Genomic DNA, 18,859 nt, shown 5'->3' on the forward strand with positions numbered 1-18,859 from the left:
GTCCGCCCCTCCACGTGCCGTAAAACACAGCGCCGCCCGCACGCCCGCGCCGTAGGGTGACCCGCATGCAGGTGATTCAGTCGACCAAGCTGGCCAACGTCTGTTACGAGATCCGGGGACCGGTCCTCGAAGAGGCCATGCGGCTGGAGGCGGCGGGCCACCGCATCCTCAAGCTGAACACCGGCAACCCGGCGGCCTTCGGCTTCGACTGTCCCCCGGAGATCCTGGAGGACATCCTCCGCAACGTCGGCGACGCCCACGGGTACGGGGACGCCAAGGGCCTGCTCGCCGCACGCCGCGCGGTCGTCATGCACAACCAGACCCTCGGCATAGAGACCGACGTCGAGCACGTCTTCGTCGGCAACGGCGTGTCCGAGCTGATCGTGATGGCGATGCAGGGCCTCCTGGACGACGGCGACGAGGTCCTCGTACCGGCGCCGGACTACCCGCTGTGGACGGCCGCCGTGTCCCTGTCCGGCGGGACCGCGGTGCACTACCGCTGCGACGAGCAGTCGGACTGGATGCCGGACCTCGCGGACATCGAGCGGAAGGTGAGCGACCGCACCAAGGCGATCGTCATCATCAACCCGAACAACCCGACCGGCGCCGTCTACGACGAGGAAGTGCTGCGCGGGCTCACCGACATCGCGCGCCGCCACAACCTGCTGGTCTGCTCGGACGAGATCTACGACAAGATCCTCTACGACGGCGCCACGCACACCCCGACCGCCGCCGTCGCCCCCGATCTGTTGACGCTCACCTTCAACGGGATGTCGAAGGCGTACCGGGTCGCCGGGTACCGGGTGGGCTGGATGGCGATCTCCGGGCCCCGTGCGCACGCCGAGTCGTACATCGAGGGGCTGACGATCCTCGCGAACATGCGGCTGTGCGCCAACATGCCGGGCCAGCACGGGGTGGCCGCCGCCCTCAGCGGCCGACAGACCATCGACGACCTGGTGCTGCCCGGCGGGCGGCTCAAGGAACAGCGGGACACCGCGTACGAACTGCTCACCCGGATTCCCGGGGTGACCTGTGTGAAACCGCGGGGGGCGCTGTACCTGTTCCCCCGGCTGGACCCGAAGGTCTATAAGATCAAGGACGACCGGCAGATGGTCCTCGACCTGCTGCGCGCGGAGAAGATCATGGTGGTCCAGGGCACCGGGTTCAACTGGCCGGAACCCGATCACTTCCGGGTGGTCACCCTGCCCACGGTCGCCCAGCTCACCGAGGCCGTCACCCGGATCGGGACCTTCCTGGACGGCTACGGCCAGCACTGACCCCCGCGACCGGGTGATTCGCCGTACGGCAATCGGCCCGGTGGGGGTGTCGCCGCGGTCCGCGGCCTACGCGCGCGTGCGACAACGGCTTGCATGAGACCACTCCTTCCCCGGTCACCGGGGCGCGGTTCGCAGGAGCCGCCGCGCCCCGGCACCGCCCGGTCCAAACGGCGCAGACGCGCTTGGACCCTGGCCACCGCCTATGCCGTGGCCGCCGCTTCCGCCCCGTTGATCGCCTTCGGTACGGCTGCCGCCCCCGCGGTCGCGGCGCCCCTGCCCGGGGGCCTCGGCCCCTGTGTGCCGGGCGACTGCCCCGACCCGTTCCCGCCGATCAGCAACGGCCCGATCATGGGCCGCGACAACGGCATCAACATCTTCGCGGGCGGCGACTTCCGCGTCCGTGAGCGGGCCGCCGAGGCCGAGGGACGTGTGGTGGTCCTCGGCGACTTCAGCCAGGACAAGGCCACGGGCTTCAGCTCGATCTACAACATCGGCATCGTCGGTGTGGGGTCCCGGGTGCCACCGCCCGACGGAGCGGACTTCCTGACCACGGGCGGCGACGTCACCGTGGCGGCCGGCGAATCGCTGCTGGCCGACGGTGGAGTGGTCCGCCACGCCGGTACGGCCACCGGCACCATCACCGGGACGGTCGTCCAGGACCCGAACGCCGCCGCCCCCTACACCGCGCTGCGCGACGAGCTCACCACCGCGAGCCAGTGTTACGCGCGCGACGAGCAGGGCACCCGGCCGGCGACCGGCACGGCGGTGAACCAGGGCGGTCAGACCGTCTTCACCGGGGACAACACCTCGGCGCTCCAGATCTTCAACGTCAACTTCGACCTGACGACGGGGACCGGAGCGCAGCAGGGCCTGGTCTTCCAGAACATCCCCGCGAACGCGACCGTGCTGGTCAACGTGCTCGGGGCGAACCGCACCCTCAGCACCTACAGCGGCAGCCCGTTCGACGACGACCCGCTGAACCAGTTGCGCTCCCGGCTGCTGTGGAACTTCCCGGACGCCACGACGGTGAGCCTGGCCGGTACCGGCCAGTTCCAGGGCAGCGTCCTGATCGGCAACCAGTCCTCGGAGACGACGGTCACCCTGCCGGGGACCAACGGCCGCTTCTTCAGCACCGGTTCCATCACCCACACCAGTCCCGCGGGCGGTGGCGGCGGGCAGGAGTTCCACTCCTACCCGTTCAACGCGACCAACCTCCCGGACTGCACCGTGGTGCCCGCCGAGGGCCCGGTGCAGGTCGTCAAGCAGGACGCCGAGACGCAGGCCCCGTTGGCCGGCGCGCAGTTCGAGCTGTGGCAGGAGACCAACGGGCAGACCGGTCTCCAGACCACCGGGGCGGACCCCGACACCCAGGTCGGCGCGACCTGCACGACCGACGCGAACGGCGAGTGCACCCGTACCGTCGAGCTCGGCACGTACTACTGGCGGGAGACCGCGGCTCCGCCGGGCTACGACCTTCCGGCGAATCCGGTGTTCGGGCCGCTCACGCTGGGCGTGGACGACCTGCCGGACGGGGTGAGCATCGTGGCGCCCGACACCCGGACCCCGGTCACGGGTGCGGTCAGCGTCCTCAAGCAGGACTCGGTGACCCAGGCTCCGCTGGCGGGTGCGGTGTTCCAGCTGTGGGAGGAGACCAACGGCATCCCCGGTCTCCAGACCACCGGCGCCGACCCGGACACCCAGATCGGCGGCGCCTGCACCACGCCGGCGAACGGCACGTGCAGTCGCACCGTCGAAACGGGCACCTACTACTGGCGGGAGACCCAGGCGCCGCCCGGGTACGACCTGCCGGGCAACCCGGTGTTCGGTCCGCTGGTCCTCACCGACGAGAACGCACCGACGGGTGTCACCGTCACCGCGAACAACACCGCGACGGCGCCGGTCACCGGTGACGTCACGGTCGTGAAGAAGGACGCGAGCACCGGCGCCAACCTCGCCGGCGCCGTGTTCGAGCTGTGGCAGGAGAGCAACGGGGTTCCCGGTCTCCAGACCACCGGTGGCGACCCGGACACCCAGGTCGGTGCCAGCTGCACCACGCCGGCCAACGGCGAATGCACCCGTACCGTCGAGACCGGTACGTACTACTGGCGCGAGACCCAGGCACCTCCCGGCTACGAGCTCCCCTCCAACCCGGTCTTCGGACCGCTCGTGCTGACGGACGAGAACGCCGGGACCGGGGTGACCGTCACGGCGAACAACGACGCGACGGCTCCCGTCACGGGCACGGTCAGCGTCGTCAAGCGGGACGCCACCACCCAGGCTCCGCTGGCGGGTGCGGTGTTCCAGCTGTGGGAGGAGACCAACGGCATCCCCGGTCTCCAGACCACCGGCGCCAACCCCGACACCCAGATCGGCGGTTCCTGCACCACGCCCGCCAACGGCACGTGCACCCGCACCGTCGAGGTCGGCACCTACTACTGGCGCGAGACCCAGGCACCTCCCGGCTACGAACTGCCGGGCAACCCGGTCTTCGGTCCGCTGGTGCTGACGGCGCAGAACGCCGGTACCGGGGTGACCGTCGACGCCGACAACAACGTGACGGAGCCGCCGGTCACCGGTGACGTCACGGTCGTCAAGAAGAACGCGAGCACCGGCGCCAACCTCGCCGGAGCCGTGTTCCAGCTGTGGCAGGAGACCAACGGCGCCCCCGGCCTCCAGACCACCGGCGGCATGCCGGACACCCAGGTCGGCGGCAGCTGCACCACCGGCGCCAACGGCGAGTGCACCCGTACCGTCGAGGAGGGCACCTACTACTGGTACGAGACCCAGGCCCCGCCCGGGTACGAACTCCCCTCCAACCCGGTGTTCGGCCCGCTGACCCTGACGGCGGAGAACGCCGAGACGGGGGTGACCGTCACCGCGAACAACAGCGAGACGGCTCCCGTCACCGGCGCGGTCTCGGTGGTCAAGCAGGACGCGACCACCGGTGACCCCTTGGCGGGTGCGGTGTTCCAGCTGTGGGAGGAGACCAACGGCATCCCCGGTCTCCAGACCACGGGTGCCACTCCCGACACCCAGATCGGCGGTTCCTGCACCACGCCGGCGAACGGCACGTGCACCCGCACCGTCGAGGTCGGCACCTACTACTGGCGCGAGACCCAGGCCCCGCCCGGCTACGACCTGCCGGCCGACCCGGTCTTCGGACCGCTGACCCTCACCGAGGAGAACGCGGAGCAGGGCGTCAGCGTCGACGCGGACAACGCCGAGACGGCCCCGGTCACCGGCGCGGTCACGGTCGTCAAGAAGGACGCGACCACCGGCGCCAACCTCGCCGGAGCGGTCTTCGAACTGTGGGAGGAGACCAACGGTCAGGCCGGTCTCCAGACCACCGGCGGCGTGCCGGACACCCAGATCGGCGCCAGCTGCACCACCGGCGCCAACGGCCAGTGCACCCGCACGGTCGAGGAGGGCACCTACTACTGGCGCGAGACCCAGGCACCTCCCGGCTACGACCTGCCCGCCAACCCCGTCTTCGGCCCGCTCCACCTGACCGAGGACAACGTCGAGCAGGGCGTCAGCGTCACGGCCAACAACACCGAGACGGAGCCGGTCACCGGTGACGTCACGGTCGTCAAGAAGGACGCGGACACCGGCGCCACGCTGGCCGGAGCCGTGTTCCAGCTGTGGGAGGAGACCAACGGCATCCCCGGTCTCCAGACCACCGGCGCCGACCCCGACACCCAGATCGGCGGCACCTGCACCACGCCCGCCAACGGCCAGTGCACCCGCACGGTCGAGGAGGGCACGTACTACTGGCGCGAGACCCAGGCGCCCCCCGGCTACGACCTGCCGGCCAACCCCGTCTTCGGTCCGCTCGTGATCACCGAGCAGAACGCGGAGCAGGGCGTCACCGTCACGGCCAACAACACTGAGACAGCGGCCGTCACGGGTGAGGTCACCGTCGTCAAGAAGGACGCGGAGACCGGCGCCAACCTGGCCGGAGCCGTCTTCGAGCTGTGGGAGGAGACCAACGGGCTTCCCGGTCTCCAGACCACCGGCGGCGACCCCGACACCCAGATCGGCGGGACCTGCACCACCGGCGCCAACGGCGAGTGCAGCCGCACCGTCGAGACGGGCACCTACTACTGGCGCGAGATCCAGGCGCCCCCCGGCTACGAACTCCCCGCCAACCCCGTCTTCGGTCCGCTCCACCTGACCGAGGAGAACGCGGAGCAGGGCGTCAGCGTCGAGGCGGACAACGCCGAGACGGAGCCGATCACCGGTGAGGTGACCGTCGTGAAGCGCGACGCGGACACCGACGCCACCCTGGCCGGAGCCGTGTTCCAGCTGTGGGAGGAGACCAACGGCATCCCCGGTCTCCAGACCGCCGGCGCCGACCCCGACACCCAGATCGGCGGCACCTGCACCACGCCCGCCAACGGCGAGTGCAGCCGCACCGTCGAGACCGGCACCTACTACTGGCGCGAGACCCAGGCGCCCGACGGGTACGAACTCCCCGCCAACCCCGTCTTCGGCCCGCTGGTCCTCACCGAGGCCAACGCCGAGGAGGGCGTCAGCGTCGACGCGGACAACACGAAGACGCCGGCCGAGGAGAGCACCATCAAGGTCGTCAAGACCGACGCGAAGAACGGTCGCCCGCTCGCCGGGGCCGTCTTCGAACTGTGGGAGGAGACCAACGGCGTTCCCGGTCTCCAGACCAGCGCCTCCGGCTCCACCCCTGCCGACACCCGTGAGGGTCCCGGCTGCTCCACGGACAGCGCCGGCCTGTGCGTCTTCGACGAGCTGGACCTCGGGACGTACTACGTGCGCGAGACGGCGGTGCCCGAGGGCTACGTCCTCCCGCACAACCCGGTGCGCGGACCGTTCGAGATCACCGACGAGAACGCCGGTGAGACCGTGACGGTCAACGTCGCCAACAAGCGCGGGGAGCCCGGCAAGGGCAAGTAACACCCCTGCGAGGAACCCTGTTCCCGCGCTGACCGGCTGAGGCCGGGGACCGCCACCCGCGGTCCCCGGCCTCACCGTTTCGGCCCACTCCCCGGGGCGCGCCCCGGCGCTGACTGGTAGCTCTGGTGGGACCCCGACCGGACGGAGGCCCCGATGAGCCCTGTTGACCACGGCATATCCGCCACGGACGGGCCGCCCGCCGGTCACGGGAGCCGGGCCCGGGCGCTGGTGCGGGCGGGTTGCTGGCTGTTCGCGGCCGGCGCGGGCCTGGCACTGGCCGCGCCCCCCGTGAGCGCCGCGGGCGCCGTCCGGTCCGCGGTGGAGTGCACCGCCTCCACCGGCCCCTACCAGCGGCAGCTGGAGGAGTACCTGGAGCGGCCGGTGGACGGGGTGCAGTCGCCCGAGGACTGCGCGGCGATCCGCGGCTTCCAGGAGGCCGAGCGGATCGTCCCCGCCGACGGGTACGCGAACCTGCTCACGTACCGGGTGATGACCGCCGCCCGGGCGCGCGCCGACCCGAACGCGGCGGGGTTGTGCCCGGACCGTACGTACCTCGTGACCTGCATCGACCTGGACCGGCAGCTGCTGTGGGTGCAGCGGGGCGGGAAGGTGCTCTTCGATCCGGTGCCGGTGCGCAGCGGACGCGACGGCGAGGAGACCCGCACCGGCTGGCACGTCATCTACTGGCGGAACAAGGACCACGTCTCGACCCTGTACGACAACGCGCCGATGCCGTACGCGCAGTTCTTCGACGGGGGGCAGGCGCTGCACGGGCGGCCCGACGACCTGTTCGACGGGGGCGGCTCGGCGGGCTGTGTGAACCTGCGGTTGGACGACGCGGCGGTGCTGTGGGACCTGCTGGCCGTGGATGACGCGGTGTACATCTGGGGGACCAAGCCGGGGACGGTCGACTGAGCCGGTCGGCCATGTCGATGGGTTGTACCAGTTACGCGACTTCGCTCAGTTTTAGAATGAATCTAAGCTAGGATGGGTTCGTCACTGCACAGGAGGCCCGTCCCATGTACGAACCGATCCGCACGAAGTCGGTCCACACGATGGCTGACTCCCCCCGCGCCGCCGACTATCCACACCGCTCCCGCGAGGAGGAGCTGGACATCCAGCTCGCCGGGCACCTGTCGGCGCTGCTCGCCGTCACGGACGAACTGCGGGCCCTCACCCCGGGCCCCGACCTCGACCGGGCCGCCGAACGCATCGCCGGACGCATCGCCCGGCTGCGCGACGGAGCCGCGCCCGTACGGTCGACGTCGGTCACCACCGTCACCGGACCGGGCCGCGCCCGCTCCGTCGCACTCCACCAGCGCGCCCACGCCCTCGCCGGCCGCGCCCTCGTGGTGGCGGCCTCGCGCGCGGACACCGCCGCCGCGATCCTCGCCGCCGAGCGCATGGACGCGCACGCGGCGGCCCTCGATGGCGCGGAGCGCCCCGCGGAAGTTCCGGCGCAGGTCGCGGCGGAGGTGGTCGCGGAGCGGCCCGCGGAGGTCGCGGTGGACCCCGAAGCGGCCCCCGCCGCGCACCGGGCGGGGCGCGGCGAGCGGCGACGGAAGGTGGCCGCGGCCCGCTGAACCCCCGATGCGGCGACGTGCGCACAGCGATGAGCCCCCGGAGGCCGTTGTCCTCCGGGGGCTCACCCCTTGCTCCGCGCGGGGCCGGGGCCCGCGTCCACCAGGGGGGGCGGGCGCGGTCCCCGGCCCCGCGCGGAGCGGCCGTCCGCCGGCTAGGGGAAGGACCGGCGGATCGTGGTCTTCGGGCCCCTCGGGGCCCGTGGCGGGGTCGTCGTCACACCCCGCGGCTCAGCCGAGGCGCTGCACCAGGGCGCGGTACTCGTCCCACAGCTCCTTGGGCGCGTGGGAACCGAAGGTGTTGAGGTGCTCGGGGACCAGGGCCGCCTCCTCGCGCCACACCTCCTTGTCGACGGTGAGCAGGAGGTCGAGGTCGGCTTCCGAGAGGTCCAGGCCCTCGGTGTCCAGGGCGCCCTTCGCGGGCAGCACGCCGATCGGGGTCTCGACGCCCTCGGCGGTGCCGTCCAGCCGCTCGACGATCCACTTCAGGACCCGGCTGTTCTCGCCGAAGCCGGGCCACACGAACCGGCCCGCGTCGTCCTTGCGGAACCAGTTGACGTAGTAGATCCGCGGCAGCTTCGCCGGGTCCTTGTCCTTGGCCACGTCGACCCAGTGGGCCATGTAGTCGCCCATGTTGTAGCCGCAGAACGGCAGCATCGCGAACGGGTCGCGGCGCAGTTCGCCCACCTTGCCCTCGGCGGCGGCGGTCTTCTCGGAGGCGACGTTCGCGCCGAGGAACACGCCGTGGTTCCAGCCCAGGGACTCGGTCACCAGCGGCACGGCGGTGGCGCGGCGGCCACCGAAGAGGATCGCCGAGATCGGCACGCCCTTGGGGTCCTCCCACTCGGGCGCGATGGTGGGGCACTGGGCGGCGGGCACCGTGAACCGGGCGTTGGGGTGCGCGGCGGGCACGCCGGACTCGGGGGTCCAGTCGTTGCCCTTCCAGTCGGTGAGGTGGGCGGGGGTGTCCTCGGTCATGCCCTCCCACCAGACGTCGTTGTCGTCGGTCAGGGCGACGTTGGTGAAGACGGAGTTGCCCCACAGCGTCTTCATCGCATTGGCGTTGGTGTGCTCGCCGGTGCCCGGGGCCACGCCGAAGAACCCGGCCTCCGGGTTGATCGCGTAGAGCTGGCCGTCCGCGCCGAAGCGCATCCAGGCGATGTCGTCGCCGATGGTCTCGACGGTCCAGCCCTTGATGGTGGGCTCCAGCATGGCGAGGTTCGTCTTGCCGCACGCCGAGGGGAACGCGGCGGCCACGTACTTCGCCTCGCCGCTCGGCGGGGTCAGCTTGAGGATCAGCATGTGCTCGGCGAGCCAGCCCTCGTCGCGGGCCATCACCGAGGCGATGCGCAGCGCGTAGCACTTCTTGCCGAGCAGGGCGTTGCCGCCGTAACCGGAGCCGTACGACCAGATCTCGCGGCTCTCCGGGAAGTGCGAGATGTACTTGGTGCTGTTGCACGGCCACGGGACGTCCGCCTCGCCCTCGGCCAGCGGGGCTCCCAGGGTGTGGACGGCCTTCACGAAGAAGCCGTCGGAGCCCAGCTCGTCCAGGACGGGCTGCCCCATGCGGGTCATGGTGCGCATCGCGACGGCGACGTACGCGGAGTCCGTGATCTCGACGCCGATCGCGGAGAGCGGCGAGCCCAGCGGGCCCATGCAGAACGGGACGACGTACAGGGTCCGGCCGCGCATCGAGCCGCGGAAGATCCCGCCCTTGCCGTCGACGCCGCGGAACACCTCGCGCATCTCGGCGGGGGCGCGCCAGTGGTTGGTCGGGCCCGCGTCCTCCTCCTTCTCGGAGCAGATGAAGGTGCGGTCCTCGACGCGGGCGACGTCGGTCGGGTCGGAGGCGGCGTAGTAGGAGTTCGGGCGCTTGACCGGGTCGAGCTTGCGGAACGTGCCCTTGGCGACGAGCTCCTCGCACAGGCGCTCGTACTCGGCTTCCGATCCGTCGCACCAGACCACGTCGGCCGGCTGGGTCAGCTCGACGATCTCGCTCACCCAGCTGAGGAGGCCCTGGTGGGTGGTGGGCGGGGTGAGAAGGGTGTCGCCGGTGGTGCCGGGAGCCGCGATATCGCGCGCCACGATTGCTCCTAAATGAGGGTTCGTTGTCTTCCGCCCCTTGGGGGCTGCGACCCGGATGCTTCACGACGTGAGTGAGGGCTCACGCCTCGGCGCTCATCCGGTGCCGACCGCACTCATTTGATCCTCCGACGTTGTTGCGCATATGTCCAGAGGGCTTCACAAGTGAGCGGCGTGAGCCTCGCCACGGTGCGCCACCGGCGCGGACCGCGGGGCGCAGGGGGACCCAGCGCACCCGCACGGCACACGAGGCGCCCCCGACCCCGTACGCCGGGCGCACGCCGGGGGCGCACCCCCAGGACTCACCCCAGGGATTCCACGGGGACTGGAGGGCGGCCGGACGGGGGGAGATGATGGACCTACGGAGGCGTAGGTACCATGCCGAACATGACTGTGCCTGTGCCCGCACCCCCGGATTCACCAGGTCCGAAGGACGACCGAGCCCCGGAGCCGGGCGGCGCGCGCCCAGCCCTCTCAGTCCCCCACCAGACGGACCCGCAGCCCATGACGCAGACGCTCACACCGGATTCCGGTACGACCGGCGCAACCCCGGAACTCAAACCGAAGCTGCGCGGCTGGCTGCACGCGGGCATGTTCCCGGCGGTCCTGGTCTCCGGACTGTTTCTGACGGCACTCGCCGACTCCACCCGGGGCCGCATCGCCTGCGGGATCTACGTCCTCACCGCCTGCCTGCTCTTCGGCGTGAGCGCCCTGTACCACCGGGGCAACTGGGGGCCGCGCGCGGGCGGACTGCTGCGCCGCCTCGACCACGCCAACATCTTCCTGATCATCGCCGGCACGTACACCCCTCTCACCCTGCTCCTGCTGCCCGAGGCCAAGGGCCAGTGGCTGATGTGGGGCGTGTGGGCCGCCGCGACGGCCGGGATCGTCTTCCGCGTGTTCTGGGTGGGCGCCCCGCGCTGGCTGTACACCCCCTGCTACATCGCGATGGGCTGGGCGGCGGTCTTCTTCCTCCCCGACTTCCTGCGCACGGGCGGCATCGCGGTCCTGGTCCTGGTGATCGTCGGCGGGCTCCTCTACAGCGCGGGCGGCGTGATCTACGGCATCAAGCGCCCGAACCCGTCACCGCGCTGGTTCGGCTTCCACGAGGTGTTCCACTCCCTCACCCTGGCCGCGTTCGTCGTCCACTACGTCGGCATCTCCCTCGTGGCCTACCAGCACGGATAACCACGGACAACCCCCTTCCGCTCCCCCAGGCCCAGGTGGCCGCGGCTCCCCGCCGCGGCCACCTTTTTCACGCCCGGACCCCCTACCCCCTGGCGCATTCCCCTGGCGCATTTCCCGTCCGAACCCCTGAACCATATTGACAGCAACTCCCAAATGACAGTTACTCTCACTTCATGGTCACCCTCCATCCGACGATCGACATCCCGCCCCACCCCCGCCGCTGGTGGGCCCTGGGAGCCCTGGTCGCCAGCTTCCTCGTCCTCGGCTTCGACCTCACGATCCTCAACGTGGCGCTGCCGACCATGGCCGGCCAACTCGACGCCTCCACCGGCGAACAACAGTGGATGGCCGACGCCTACGTCATCGTCTTCGCCGCCCTGATGCTGCCCGCCGGACTCCTCGGCGACCGCTACGGACGCCGCCGCATGCTCATCGCCGGACTCGCCGTCTTCCTCCTCGGCTCACTCGCCGGCACCCTCGCCGACGACGTCCCCACCGTGATCGCCGCCCGCGCCGCCATGGGCATCGGCGGCGCCCTGGTCACCCCGCTCGCCCTCTCCGTCCTCCCGACCCTCTTCGGCCCCGACGAACGCGGCAGGGCCGTCGCCGCGGTCACCTCCGCCTCCGCCCTGGGACTGCCGCTCGGCCCGATCGTCGGCGGCTGGCTCCTCGACCACTACTGGTGGGGCTCCGTCTTCCTGATCAACGTCCCCATGGCCGCCCTCGGCATCACCGCCTGCATCCTGCTGCTCCCCGAGAGCCGCGACCCGGCCGCCCCGCGCCTCGACCTCACCTCCACCGCCCTGACCGTCGCCGGCCTCGGCACCCTCATCTACGCGATCATCGAAGCCCCGCACCGCGGCTGGACCGCCCCCCTGACCCTCGGCCTCCTCCTCACCGGTACCGCCCTCATCGCCGCCCTGGTCGTACGGGAACGCGGCGCCACCCGCCCCCTGCTCGACCTGGACCTCCTCACCCGCCGCCCCTTCCTCCTCAACACCCTCGCCGCCACGCTGGTGATGTTCGTCCTCGCGGGCCTGATGTTCGTCCTGCCCCCGTACCTCCAGACCGTGCTCGGCAACGACGCCTTCGGCACCGGGCTACGGATGCTGCCGCTGATGGGCGGCATGCTGATCGCCGCGAAGGCGTGCGCACCGCTCGCCGCGCGGTACGGGGCACGTGCCGTGATCGGCGGGGGGCTGGCGGTGCTGACCTGCGCCGCGCTCCTCGGCAGCCGCACCGAACCCGGCTCGGGGTACGGGTACGTGGCCCTCTGGCTGGGCACCGCCGGACTCGGCTTCGGCTTCGCGGTGGTCGCCGCGATGGAAACGGCACTCGGCACGCTGCCCGCCGACCGCGCGGGCACCGGCTCCGGCCTGCTGATGACCGTGCGGCAAGTGGGCAGCGCCCTCGGCATCGCGCTGCTGGGCTCCCTGCTGTCCAGCACCTACGGCGACCGCGTCACCGGCGACGCCACCGCCGCACTCCCGCCCGGGGCCACCGGCACGGCACGCGAATCCGTCGTCGCCGCCCATCTGTTGGCCGAGCGGCTCGGCGCGCCGGAACTGGCCCGGGCCGCGGACGCCGCGTACCTGGACGGCATGCGACTCGTCCTCCTCGTGTGCGCAGCAGCCGCCCTGCTCACCGCACTCGCGGCCCTCGTCCTGCTCCCGCCGCCCGGGGACGGCACCCGTCCCGCCGATGGCCGACAATGAGGCCATGCCCGCCACCGCACCTCCACCGTCTCCCGTGGACCCGTCGCAGCTCGGCCTGCGGGAACGCAAGAAGCTCAAGACCCGCGTCGCGATCCGCGAGGCCACCTACCGGCTCATCGCCGAGCAGGGGTACGAGACGACGACCGTCGAGCAGATCGCCCAGGCGGCCGAGGTCTCGGCGAGCACGGTGTTCCGGTACTTCCCCACCAAGGAGGACATCGTCCTCACCGACGAACACGACCCGGTCATGGAGGAGGCGCTCCGCAACCGCCCCGCCGAGGAACCCCTCCTCGACTCCCTCCGGCACGTCCTGCGGCAGACCATGGAACATTCCCTGCGCCACGAACCCGAGGTCACCAAGCTCCGCATGCGCCTGATGGCCGAGGTCCCGGCGGTCCGTTCCCGCAGTCTGGAGAGCATGTCGGTTACCGGCGGCATGCTCTGTCGCGTCATCGCCGAACGCACCGGCCGCGACCCCGCCGAACTGGAGGTCCGCGCCTACGCGATGGGCCTCGTCGGCACCCTCTTCGAAACCTCCCGCTACTGGGCGGAACGCGACTACCCCGACGACATCGGCGACCTGCTCGACCGCGCGCTGACCGTGTTCGCCCAGGGGCTCGGACCCGGCGTCGGACGTGCTGGCGGGGGCGGCTCCGGCTGACGTTGACGTTGACGTCGAGAAGCTGCCGGACACGCTCCCCGGGCCCTGCTGAAGTGGTGTGCGCACTACCCCATGCCCCCGGCAGGACGGAACCCGAACCCGATGGCCACCGCAGCGCCCGGCCGCCCCACCTCTCCACCCCCGGCGGCCCCGGCTGACGCACCACGGTCACCCCTCGTCTCCTGGCTGGCCGTGGTGTCCGTGGCCCTCGGCATCTTCGTCATCGTCACCACGGAGATCCTCCCGATCGGCCTCCTCACCACCATCGGCGCGGACTTCACCGTCTCCGAGGGCACCGCCGGCCTCATGATGGCGCTCCCCGGCATCCTCGCCGCGGTCTTCGCCCCGCTCGTCACCTCGGCCCTGGGCAACACCGACCGCCGCCCGGTCCTGGCCGCGTTCGTCCTGCTCCTCGCAGTCGCCAACTTCCTGGCCGCCGCCGCACCTTCCTACTGGCTCGTCCTCCTCTCCCGGGTCCTGGTCGGCATCAGCATCGGCGGCTTCTGGTCCGTCGGCGCGGGCCTCGCCGCCCGCCTGGTCCCCGCCGCGTCCGTCGGGCGCGCCACGGCCGTGATCTTCTCCGCGGTGCCGCTCGGTTCCGTGCTCGGCGTACCGCTCGGCACGTACGTCGGCTCCACCGCCGGTTGGCGCATCGCGTTCCTCACCATGGCGCTGCTCACCCTCGCCGTCCTGACCCTGCTCCTCCTCGCCCTCCCGCCCCTCCCGCCGCAGCGCCCGGCCAACCTCTCGGTCCTCGGTGACCTGCTCCGCACCCCCGCCACCCGGTACGCGCTGGCCGTGACGTTCCTCGTCGTCCTCGCCCACTTCGGCGCGTACACGTACGTCACCCCGTTCCTGGAACAGGTCCCCCGCCTGGACCCCGACCTCGTCACCGTCTGCCTCCTGATCTACGGTGCCGCCGGCATCGCCGGAACCTTCCTCGCGGGCTTCGCGGTGTCCCGTGCACCTCGCGCTTCCTTCGGGTGCGCTGCGGCCCTGATCGCGGTCGCGACGTTGGCCCTGTCGGTCTTCGGCCACTGGGGGGTGGGCGCGGTGGCCCTGCTGATCGTGTGGGGCGTCGCGTACGGTGCGGTGCCGGTCTGCTCCCAGACCTGGTTCGCCCGCGCGGCCCCCGGTGCGACGGAGGCGTCCTCGGTCCTGTTCACCTCGTCCTTCCAGGCGACGATCGCCCTGGGCGCCCTGGCCGGCGGAACGGTCGTCGACCACGCCTCCACGTCCGCGGTCATGGCGGCGGGGGGCGCTACGGCGCTCGTGGCGGTGCTGGTCGTTGGCGTTGGGGTGCGGCGGGTGGGGGTGGTGGGGTGAGAGCTGGGCTGGGCGCGGCTATTCGCTGGGTGCAGCTACCACCGCGGCTTCTCCAACCCTCCAAGGCTGATGACAGCATGCGGGCCGTGGTGTCGACCTTCCAGGTGATCGGGTTGTTCCAACCCTCCAGGGCTAATGAGGACTCGGGGACCCCTCGGGCCGGATGACCGCCGAGGCAGCGTCGTTTCCAACCCTCCAGGGCTGATGACGGCGGGTCGACCCCAACGGCACCCTCTCGCGTTCACCCTGTTTCCAACCCTCCAGGGCTGATGACGGCCCGAGCTCGGCGAGCTGCTCGGCCGCGGCTGCGGGTTTCCAACCCTCCAGGGCTGATGGCGGCACGTCATGCCCCCGGCCGCGCACGCGGGGAGAGAGGCGGGGTTTCCAACCCTCCAGGGCTGATGACGGCTCACCGCTATGCCGCTCGCCACCTCGCAGGCGATCGGGTTTCCAACCCTCCAGGGCTGATGAGGACCACAACGGCAACCACACGGGGCACTTCAGCCCCTCGTTTCCAACCCTCCAGGGCTGATGACCGTCGGTCCCGGTGAGATAGCCGGGCTGCGGATGTTCGTGGCGGTCCGGGGGCCCGACAGCGGCGAGAGTCGCCCGGGCCCGACCCTCGGACTCCACCGCCTCGCTGCGGGCGTCCGCGTCCCAGGAGACGTCGACCGTTCGGCGAATGAGCGGATAGTGGACCGTTCCGCCGCGCACCGCGACGCCTCGCCGCTCCAGGAGGAGGCAGTAGTGGCGGACCTGGGCCGCGTGTGCAGGGGACGGGGAGCGGGAGGACTTGGTTTCGTGGACCACCGCGCCGGCCGTGACCCAGTCGATCTTGGCCTCGCCGAGGTCCACGTCCCGTCGGCGGGTGAACGTGGTGGCGTCCACGACCTCACCGAAGGCGACCAGGTCGCTGCGCTGCTCGGGGCGGTACCCCTGTCCGTACAACCAGAGTTGCCGTGGGCAATGGTGCAGGTACTTGATGTGGACCCCGCCCACCGGGGCCGCGGGGTCAGGGACGGTCACAGGATGGTCTCCGGTTCGTCGGGGGGTCGTAGGCCCGTCTCCGGGTCGTACTCGGCCTTCGTCACCCGCACGCCCAAGGTCCGGTCGAGGTGTACGTCGTACTGCTTCAACTGGACGTAGCTCAGGGGGATGAGGAGGCCGGCGGCGCGTAGGGCGTGGCCGTCGGGGCCGGTGGTGAGGGTGCGGTACTCCTCGACGTCGTCCACGTGCAGGACCTCGGCTCCGTCGAACTGTTCGTCCAGCCGCCGTGCGAACTCGGTGCGGTCGTGGAAGGGGTCGGGGAAGGAGAGGAACGCGGCCGTGAACCCGTCGCGGGCACGGCGGGTCCTCGCCTTCCAACTGGCGCCCCACTCCGTGTCGTACGCGAGGGCGAGCAGCCGTTCGACGTCCTCCTCGCTGAGCGTGTCGGCTCCCGCGCCGACCAGGGTGGTCAGGGCGAGCCAGGACGCGTTCACGGCGCCGTCCTCGTAAGGGAGGTGGCCTTCGGAGCGGTGGACGCGGAACTCGACGGGGCCGTCCGGGTGGAGTCCGCGGCGGTTAACGCGGCCGGCACGCTGGGCGACGGCCTCGATGGGGGCGTTCTCCACCGCGCCTCGGTCGAAGTCGAGTTGGAGGGAGACCTCAACCGCTTGCGTGGCAACGGTCAGCCCGCCGCGGGCACCACGTTCGCCGGGCCGGCGTTCCGGGTGGCGTGCGAGCAAGTTGCGTTCGACGGCGTCACGGTCGCGGTGTTTGAAGCGGGAGTGGAGGAGTAGCGCCGGGTGGGGGTCGTCGGGGCTGGCCGCGGCCCGCGCGTCGGGGGCCAGCTCGCGGTAGAGGGAGCGGGCGGCGGCGACCGTGTTGACGACGGCGAGGACGCTGTGGCCCTCGTGCAGCCAGGTGCGGAGGCGGTCGACGCCGGCCGGGGCGGTGAGGGGCTCGGGGTCGAGGGTCAGTCGGTGCCGGACAGGGCTGGTGCCCTGGGGTGCGCGGCGGAGGGCGACCGGGTGGGACAGGCTTTCGTCGATGACTTCGGTGAGCGGTGGGGCGAGAGTGGCGGACAGGACGGCGACCCGGCTGCCGAGCCGTTCCCACAGGCCCATGGACGCGCAGAGCCGGCCGAAGGTCTCCGGTTCGTAGGCGTGGAGTTCGTCCAGCACGAAGACGGAGTTGGCCTGTTCGAGGAGGGCCGAGGAGTGGGTGGGGCCGGCGATGGCTCCGCGCAGGAGTTGGTGGGGCGTGGCGACGCGCACCCGTTGGGTGAACAGGCGCATGGCTCCGGCGCGGGCCCGTGCCTGGCGGGCCATCGCGGCGGTCGGGGCGGACGGGTCGCAGTCCTCGGCGGCCTCCAGGAGGAGGGTGTGGGCGACGGTGCCGTGCAGGAGCCCGATGTCCGGGGCGTCCTCGCCGGGCGCGGGTACGAGGTCGGCGGCGAGTCTGCGGCGGGCGGCGTTGAGCGAGACGCGGTACGGGAGGACCCACACCAGGCGGGGCAGCCCGGGCATATCAGCGATTTGCCGGGCGGCCCAGGCCAGTCCCGCTTCCGTCTTGCCGCTGCCGGTCGGGGCGATGAGGACGAGGTGCCCGTCCACGTCGGCGGCGTCCCGCTGGTGCGGGTGGGGCGGGTACGGGAGGCGGGCGAAGTAGTCGCCGGGCAGGGGCAGGTGGGTCTGGAGGTCCACGTGGGCGGAACCGGCGTGGTCGGCGAGGGTGAGTGCGCCTTGTGCGAGGACGGCGAGCAGCCCGCGGTCCGGCGGGACCTGCCGGCGCCAGGTGTCGAGGAGGGTGGCGAGGAGGCGGCGGGCGCGTTCGGCCAGCGGTGTGCCGTCGTCGTGCGGCGGATCCACGGCCAGCGCGCCGGACAGCCAGGCGGTCAGCTCCCGGTGCAGCCGTCGGGTGACCTGGACGAGTTCGCCGTCCGGGCCGGGCGTGCGGCCGAACGCGTGCTCCCAGCGGGTCTCGGCGTTGTACGTCTGCGCCAGGCTGGGTTTGGCCCCGGTCCCCGCTACGGGTCCGCCGGACGCGGAGTGTAGGGCGCGGTGGTGGGTGGCGACCAGCGTGGCGACCATCAGCCGGTCGTCGTCCGTCCAGTCGCCGGCCGCGGCCATGAGGTCCACGTACGCCAGTGACAGCACCTCGTGCCGCTCGCCCCAGGGCGGCTCGCCGGGCAGCAACTGGCGTTGGAACCCCTCGGCGACCTTCCCCGTGTCGTGGAGCAGGGCCGCCCGGCGCACCCGCGACCAGAAGGCCGGTTCCGTGGCCAACACACCGGCGTTCGCGATCCGCGCCTCGATCTGCGCGACGGTGTCGTGGACGGTACGGGAGTGGGCGGTGAGGCGTTCCGGGTCACGTACCGGGGCGGACTTGGCGCGGACGTCCCGGAGGCCCCGGGCCGTAGAAGTACCTTGCCCCCGCGCCCCGTTCACGGCTCCAGTAGCCACACGGCCTGCCCGGTGTCGTCCTGGTGGGCGCCCCGCACCGGTTGCGCACCGGTGGACGTCTCGCACCACAGGTAGTCGACCCACCGCGTGGTCAGCCGGTCCGTCGACGTGCTCGCCGCGAGCTGGTGCACGGTTGCGGACGGCACTCGGTGCGCGTCGGACGGCGCAAGCGCGTGATCCACCACGGCCCGATCGGCGGGGCGCAGGGTGATGCGGCTGAGCGTCAGCGGGTGGACGACGTCCTGCGAGCGGCCGAGGCGCAGTGGCCAGCGGGGGCGGCGCAGGGCGCGCGCGATGCGGTCACCGTCCTCGCCGGGCAGCCACAGCGTGAGGTGGACGTCGGTCAGGAACGGGCGGTCCCTGATCGTCATGCCGCCCTTGCCGGGGCGCACCCGACCGGAGACGGCCGGGTTGCGACCGTCGGCGGCGATGGGGTGGTACGTCTCCGCGTCCACCCCGCTGCCACCGGCCCGGGCCGCCATGCCGAACGCCAAGGACTCGGCGGGGCGGCCCGTCGCCGCGGCCAGCAGCCCCCGCACCGTGGAGGGCGGCGGGAGCGGCAGGCAACGGCTGACCCCGGGGAACAGTGGGTCGCGGAAGGAGGCGACAGGGGCCCAGAACTCGGCCCGCCACACCGCCTGGGACTCTCGGTGCACCG

Annotated in this window: 10 protein-coding genes, 2 pseudogenes and 1 CRISPR repeat array; of the genes and pseudogenes, 8 read left to right on the top strand and 4 right to left on the bottom strand. The window is 71.9% G+C overall.

What is annotated here, in order from left to right:
- Positions 1-65 precede the first annotated feature (65 nt).
- The 4 genes and pseudogenes from ACFV88_RS05120 to ACFV88_RS05135 all read left to right on the top strand — a co-directional run.
- Positions 66-1,277 carry a pyridoxal phosphate-dependent aminotransferase gene (locus ACFV88_RS05120; protein ID WP_385486173.1) on the top strand — a complete coding sequence of 404 codons (1,212 nt, stop codon included), beginning with the start codon at positions 66-68 and terminating at the stop codon, positions 1,275-1,277.
- A 93-nt stretch (positions 1,278-1,370) separates the two neighbouring features.
- Positions 1,371-6,203 (top strand): SpaA isopeptide-forming pilin-related protein, encoded by a 4,833-nt coding sequence (locus tag ACFV88_RS05125; protein WP_385486175.1) that lies wholly within the window; start codon positions 1,371-1,373, stop codon positions 6,201-6,203.
- 153 nt (positions 6,204-6,356) lie between these two features.
- Positions 6,357-7,118, top strand: a complete 762-nt coding sequence (locus tag ACFV88_RS05130; RefSeq protein WP_385486177.1) for a L,D-transpeptidase family protein — start codon at positions 6,357-6,359, stop codon at positions 7,116-7,118.
- 104 nt (positions 7,119-7,222) lie between these two features.
- Positions 7,223-7,630 (top strand): annotated as a pseudogene (locus ACFV88_RS05135) (hypothetical protein); the annotation flags it as partial.
- Between the two features lie 384 nt (positions 7,631-8,014).
- Here ACFV88_RS05135 and ACFV88_RS05140 read toward each other — a convergent pair.
- Positions 8,015-9,868, bottom strand: a complete 1,854-nt coding sequence (locus ACFV88_RS05140) for a phosphoenolpyruvate carboxykinase (GTP) (protein ID WP_385486179.1) — start codon at positions 9,866-9,868, stop codon at positions 8,015-8,017.
- 501 nt (positions 9,869-10,369) lie between these two features.
- Here ACFV88_RS05140 and ACFV88_RS05145 point away from each other — a divergent pair.
- The 4 genes from ACFV88_RS05145 to ACFV88_RS05160 all read left to right on the top strand — a co-directional run bounded on the left by ACFV88_RS05145 (position 10,370) and on the right by ACFV88_RS05160 (position 14,755).
- Positions 10,370-11,053: a hemolysin III family protein gene (locus tag ACFV88_RS05145; protein WP_385486181.1), complete on the top strand. Its 684-nt coding sequence runs from the start codon at positions 10,370-10,372 to the stop codon at positions 11,051-11,053.
- A gap of 173 nt (positions 11,054-11,226) precedes the next feature.
- Entirely contained in the window at positions 11,227-12,768 is a 1,542-nt protein-coding gene (locus tag ACFV88_RS05150; RefSeq protein WP_385486183.1) for an MFS transporter, read from the top strand.
- 4 nt (positions 12,769-12,772) lie between these two features.
- Positions 12,773-13,429 (top strand): TetR/AcrR family transcriptional regulator, encoded by a 657-nt coding sequence (locus tag ACFV88_RS05155; protein ID WP_385486185.1) that lies wholly within the window; start codon positions 12,773-12,775, stop codon positions 13,427-13,429.
- Between the two features lie 102 nt (positions 13,430-13,531).
- Positions 13,532-14,755: an MFS transporter gene (locus tag ACFV88_RS05160; protein WP_385486187.1), complete on the top strand. Its 1,224-nt coding sequence runs from the start codon at positions 13,532-13,534 to the stop codon at positions 14,753-14,755.
- Between the two features lie 48 nt (positions 14,756-14,803).
- Positions 14,804-15,294: direct repeats of the CRISPR family, unit length 23 nt; unit sequence TTCCAACCCTCCAGGGCTGATGA.
- A 46-nt stretch (positions 15,295-15,340) separates the two neighbouring features.
- Here ACFV88_RS05160 and ACFV88_RS05165 read toward each other — a convergent pair.
- From ACFV88_RS05165 to cas5, 3 genes and pseudogenes are all read right to left on the bottom strand, one after another.
- A pseudogene (locus ACFV88_RS05165) lies at positions 15,341-15,781 on the bottom strand (CRISPR-associated protein Cas4); the annotation flags it as partial.
- A complete protein-coding gene (cas3, locus tag ACFV88_RS05170; protein WP_385486189.1) occupies positions 15,778-18,186 on the bottom strand; it encodes a CRISPR-associated helicase Cas3' in 2,409 nt (802 codons plus the stop codon). The pseudogene ACFV88_RS05165 and the gene cas3, both read right to left, overlap by 4 nt.
- A complete protein-coding gene (gene cas5 / locus ACFV88_RS05175; protein ID WP_385486191.1) occupies positions 18,183-18,857 on the bottom strand; it encodes a CRISPR-associated protein Cas5 in 675 nt (224 codons plus the stop codon). The genes cas3 and cas5 overlap by 4 nt, the downstream gene beginning before the upstream one ends.
- Between the last annotated feature and the right edge of the window lie 2 nt (positions 18,858-18,859).

It is taken from the genome of Streptomyces sp. NPDC059816, assembly GCF_042732055.1.
GTDB lineage: Bacteria > Actinomycetota > Actinomycetes > Streptomycetales > Streptomycetaceae > Streptomyces.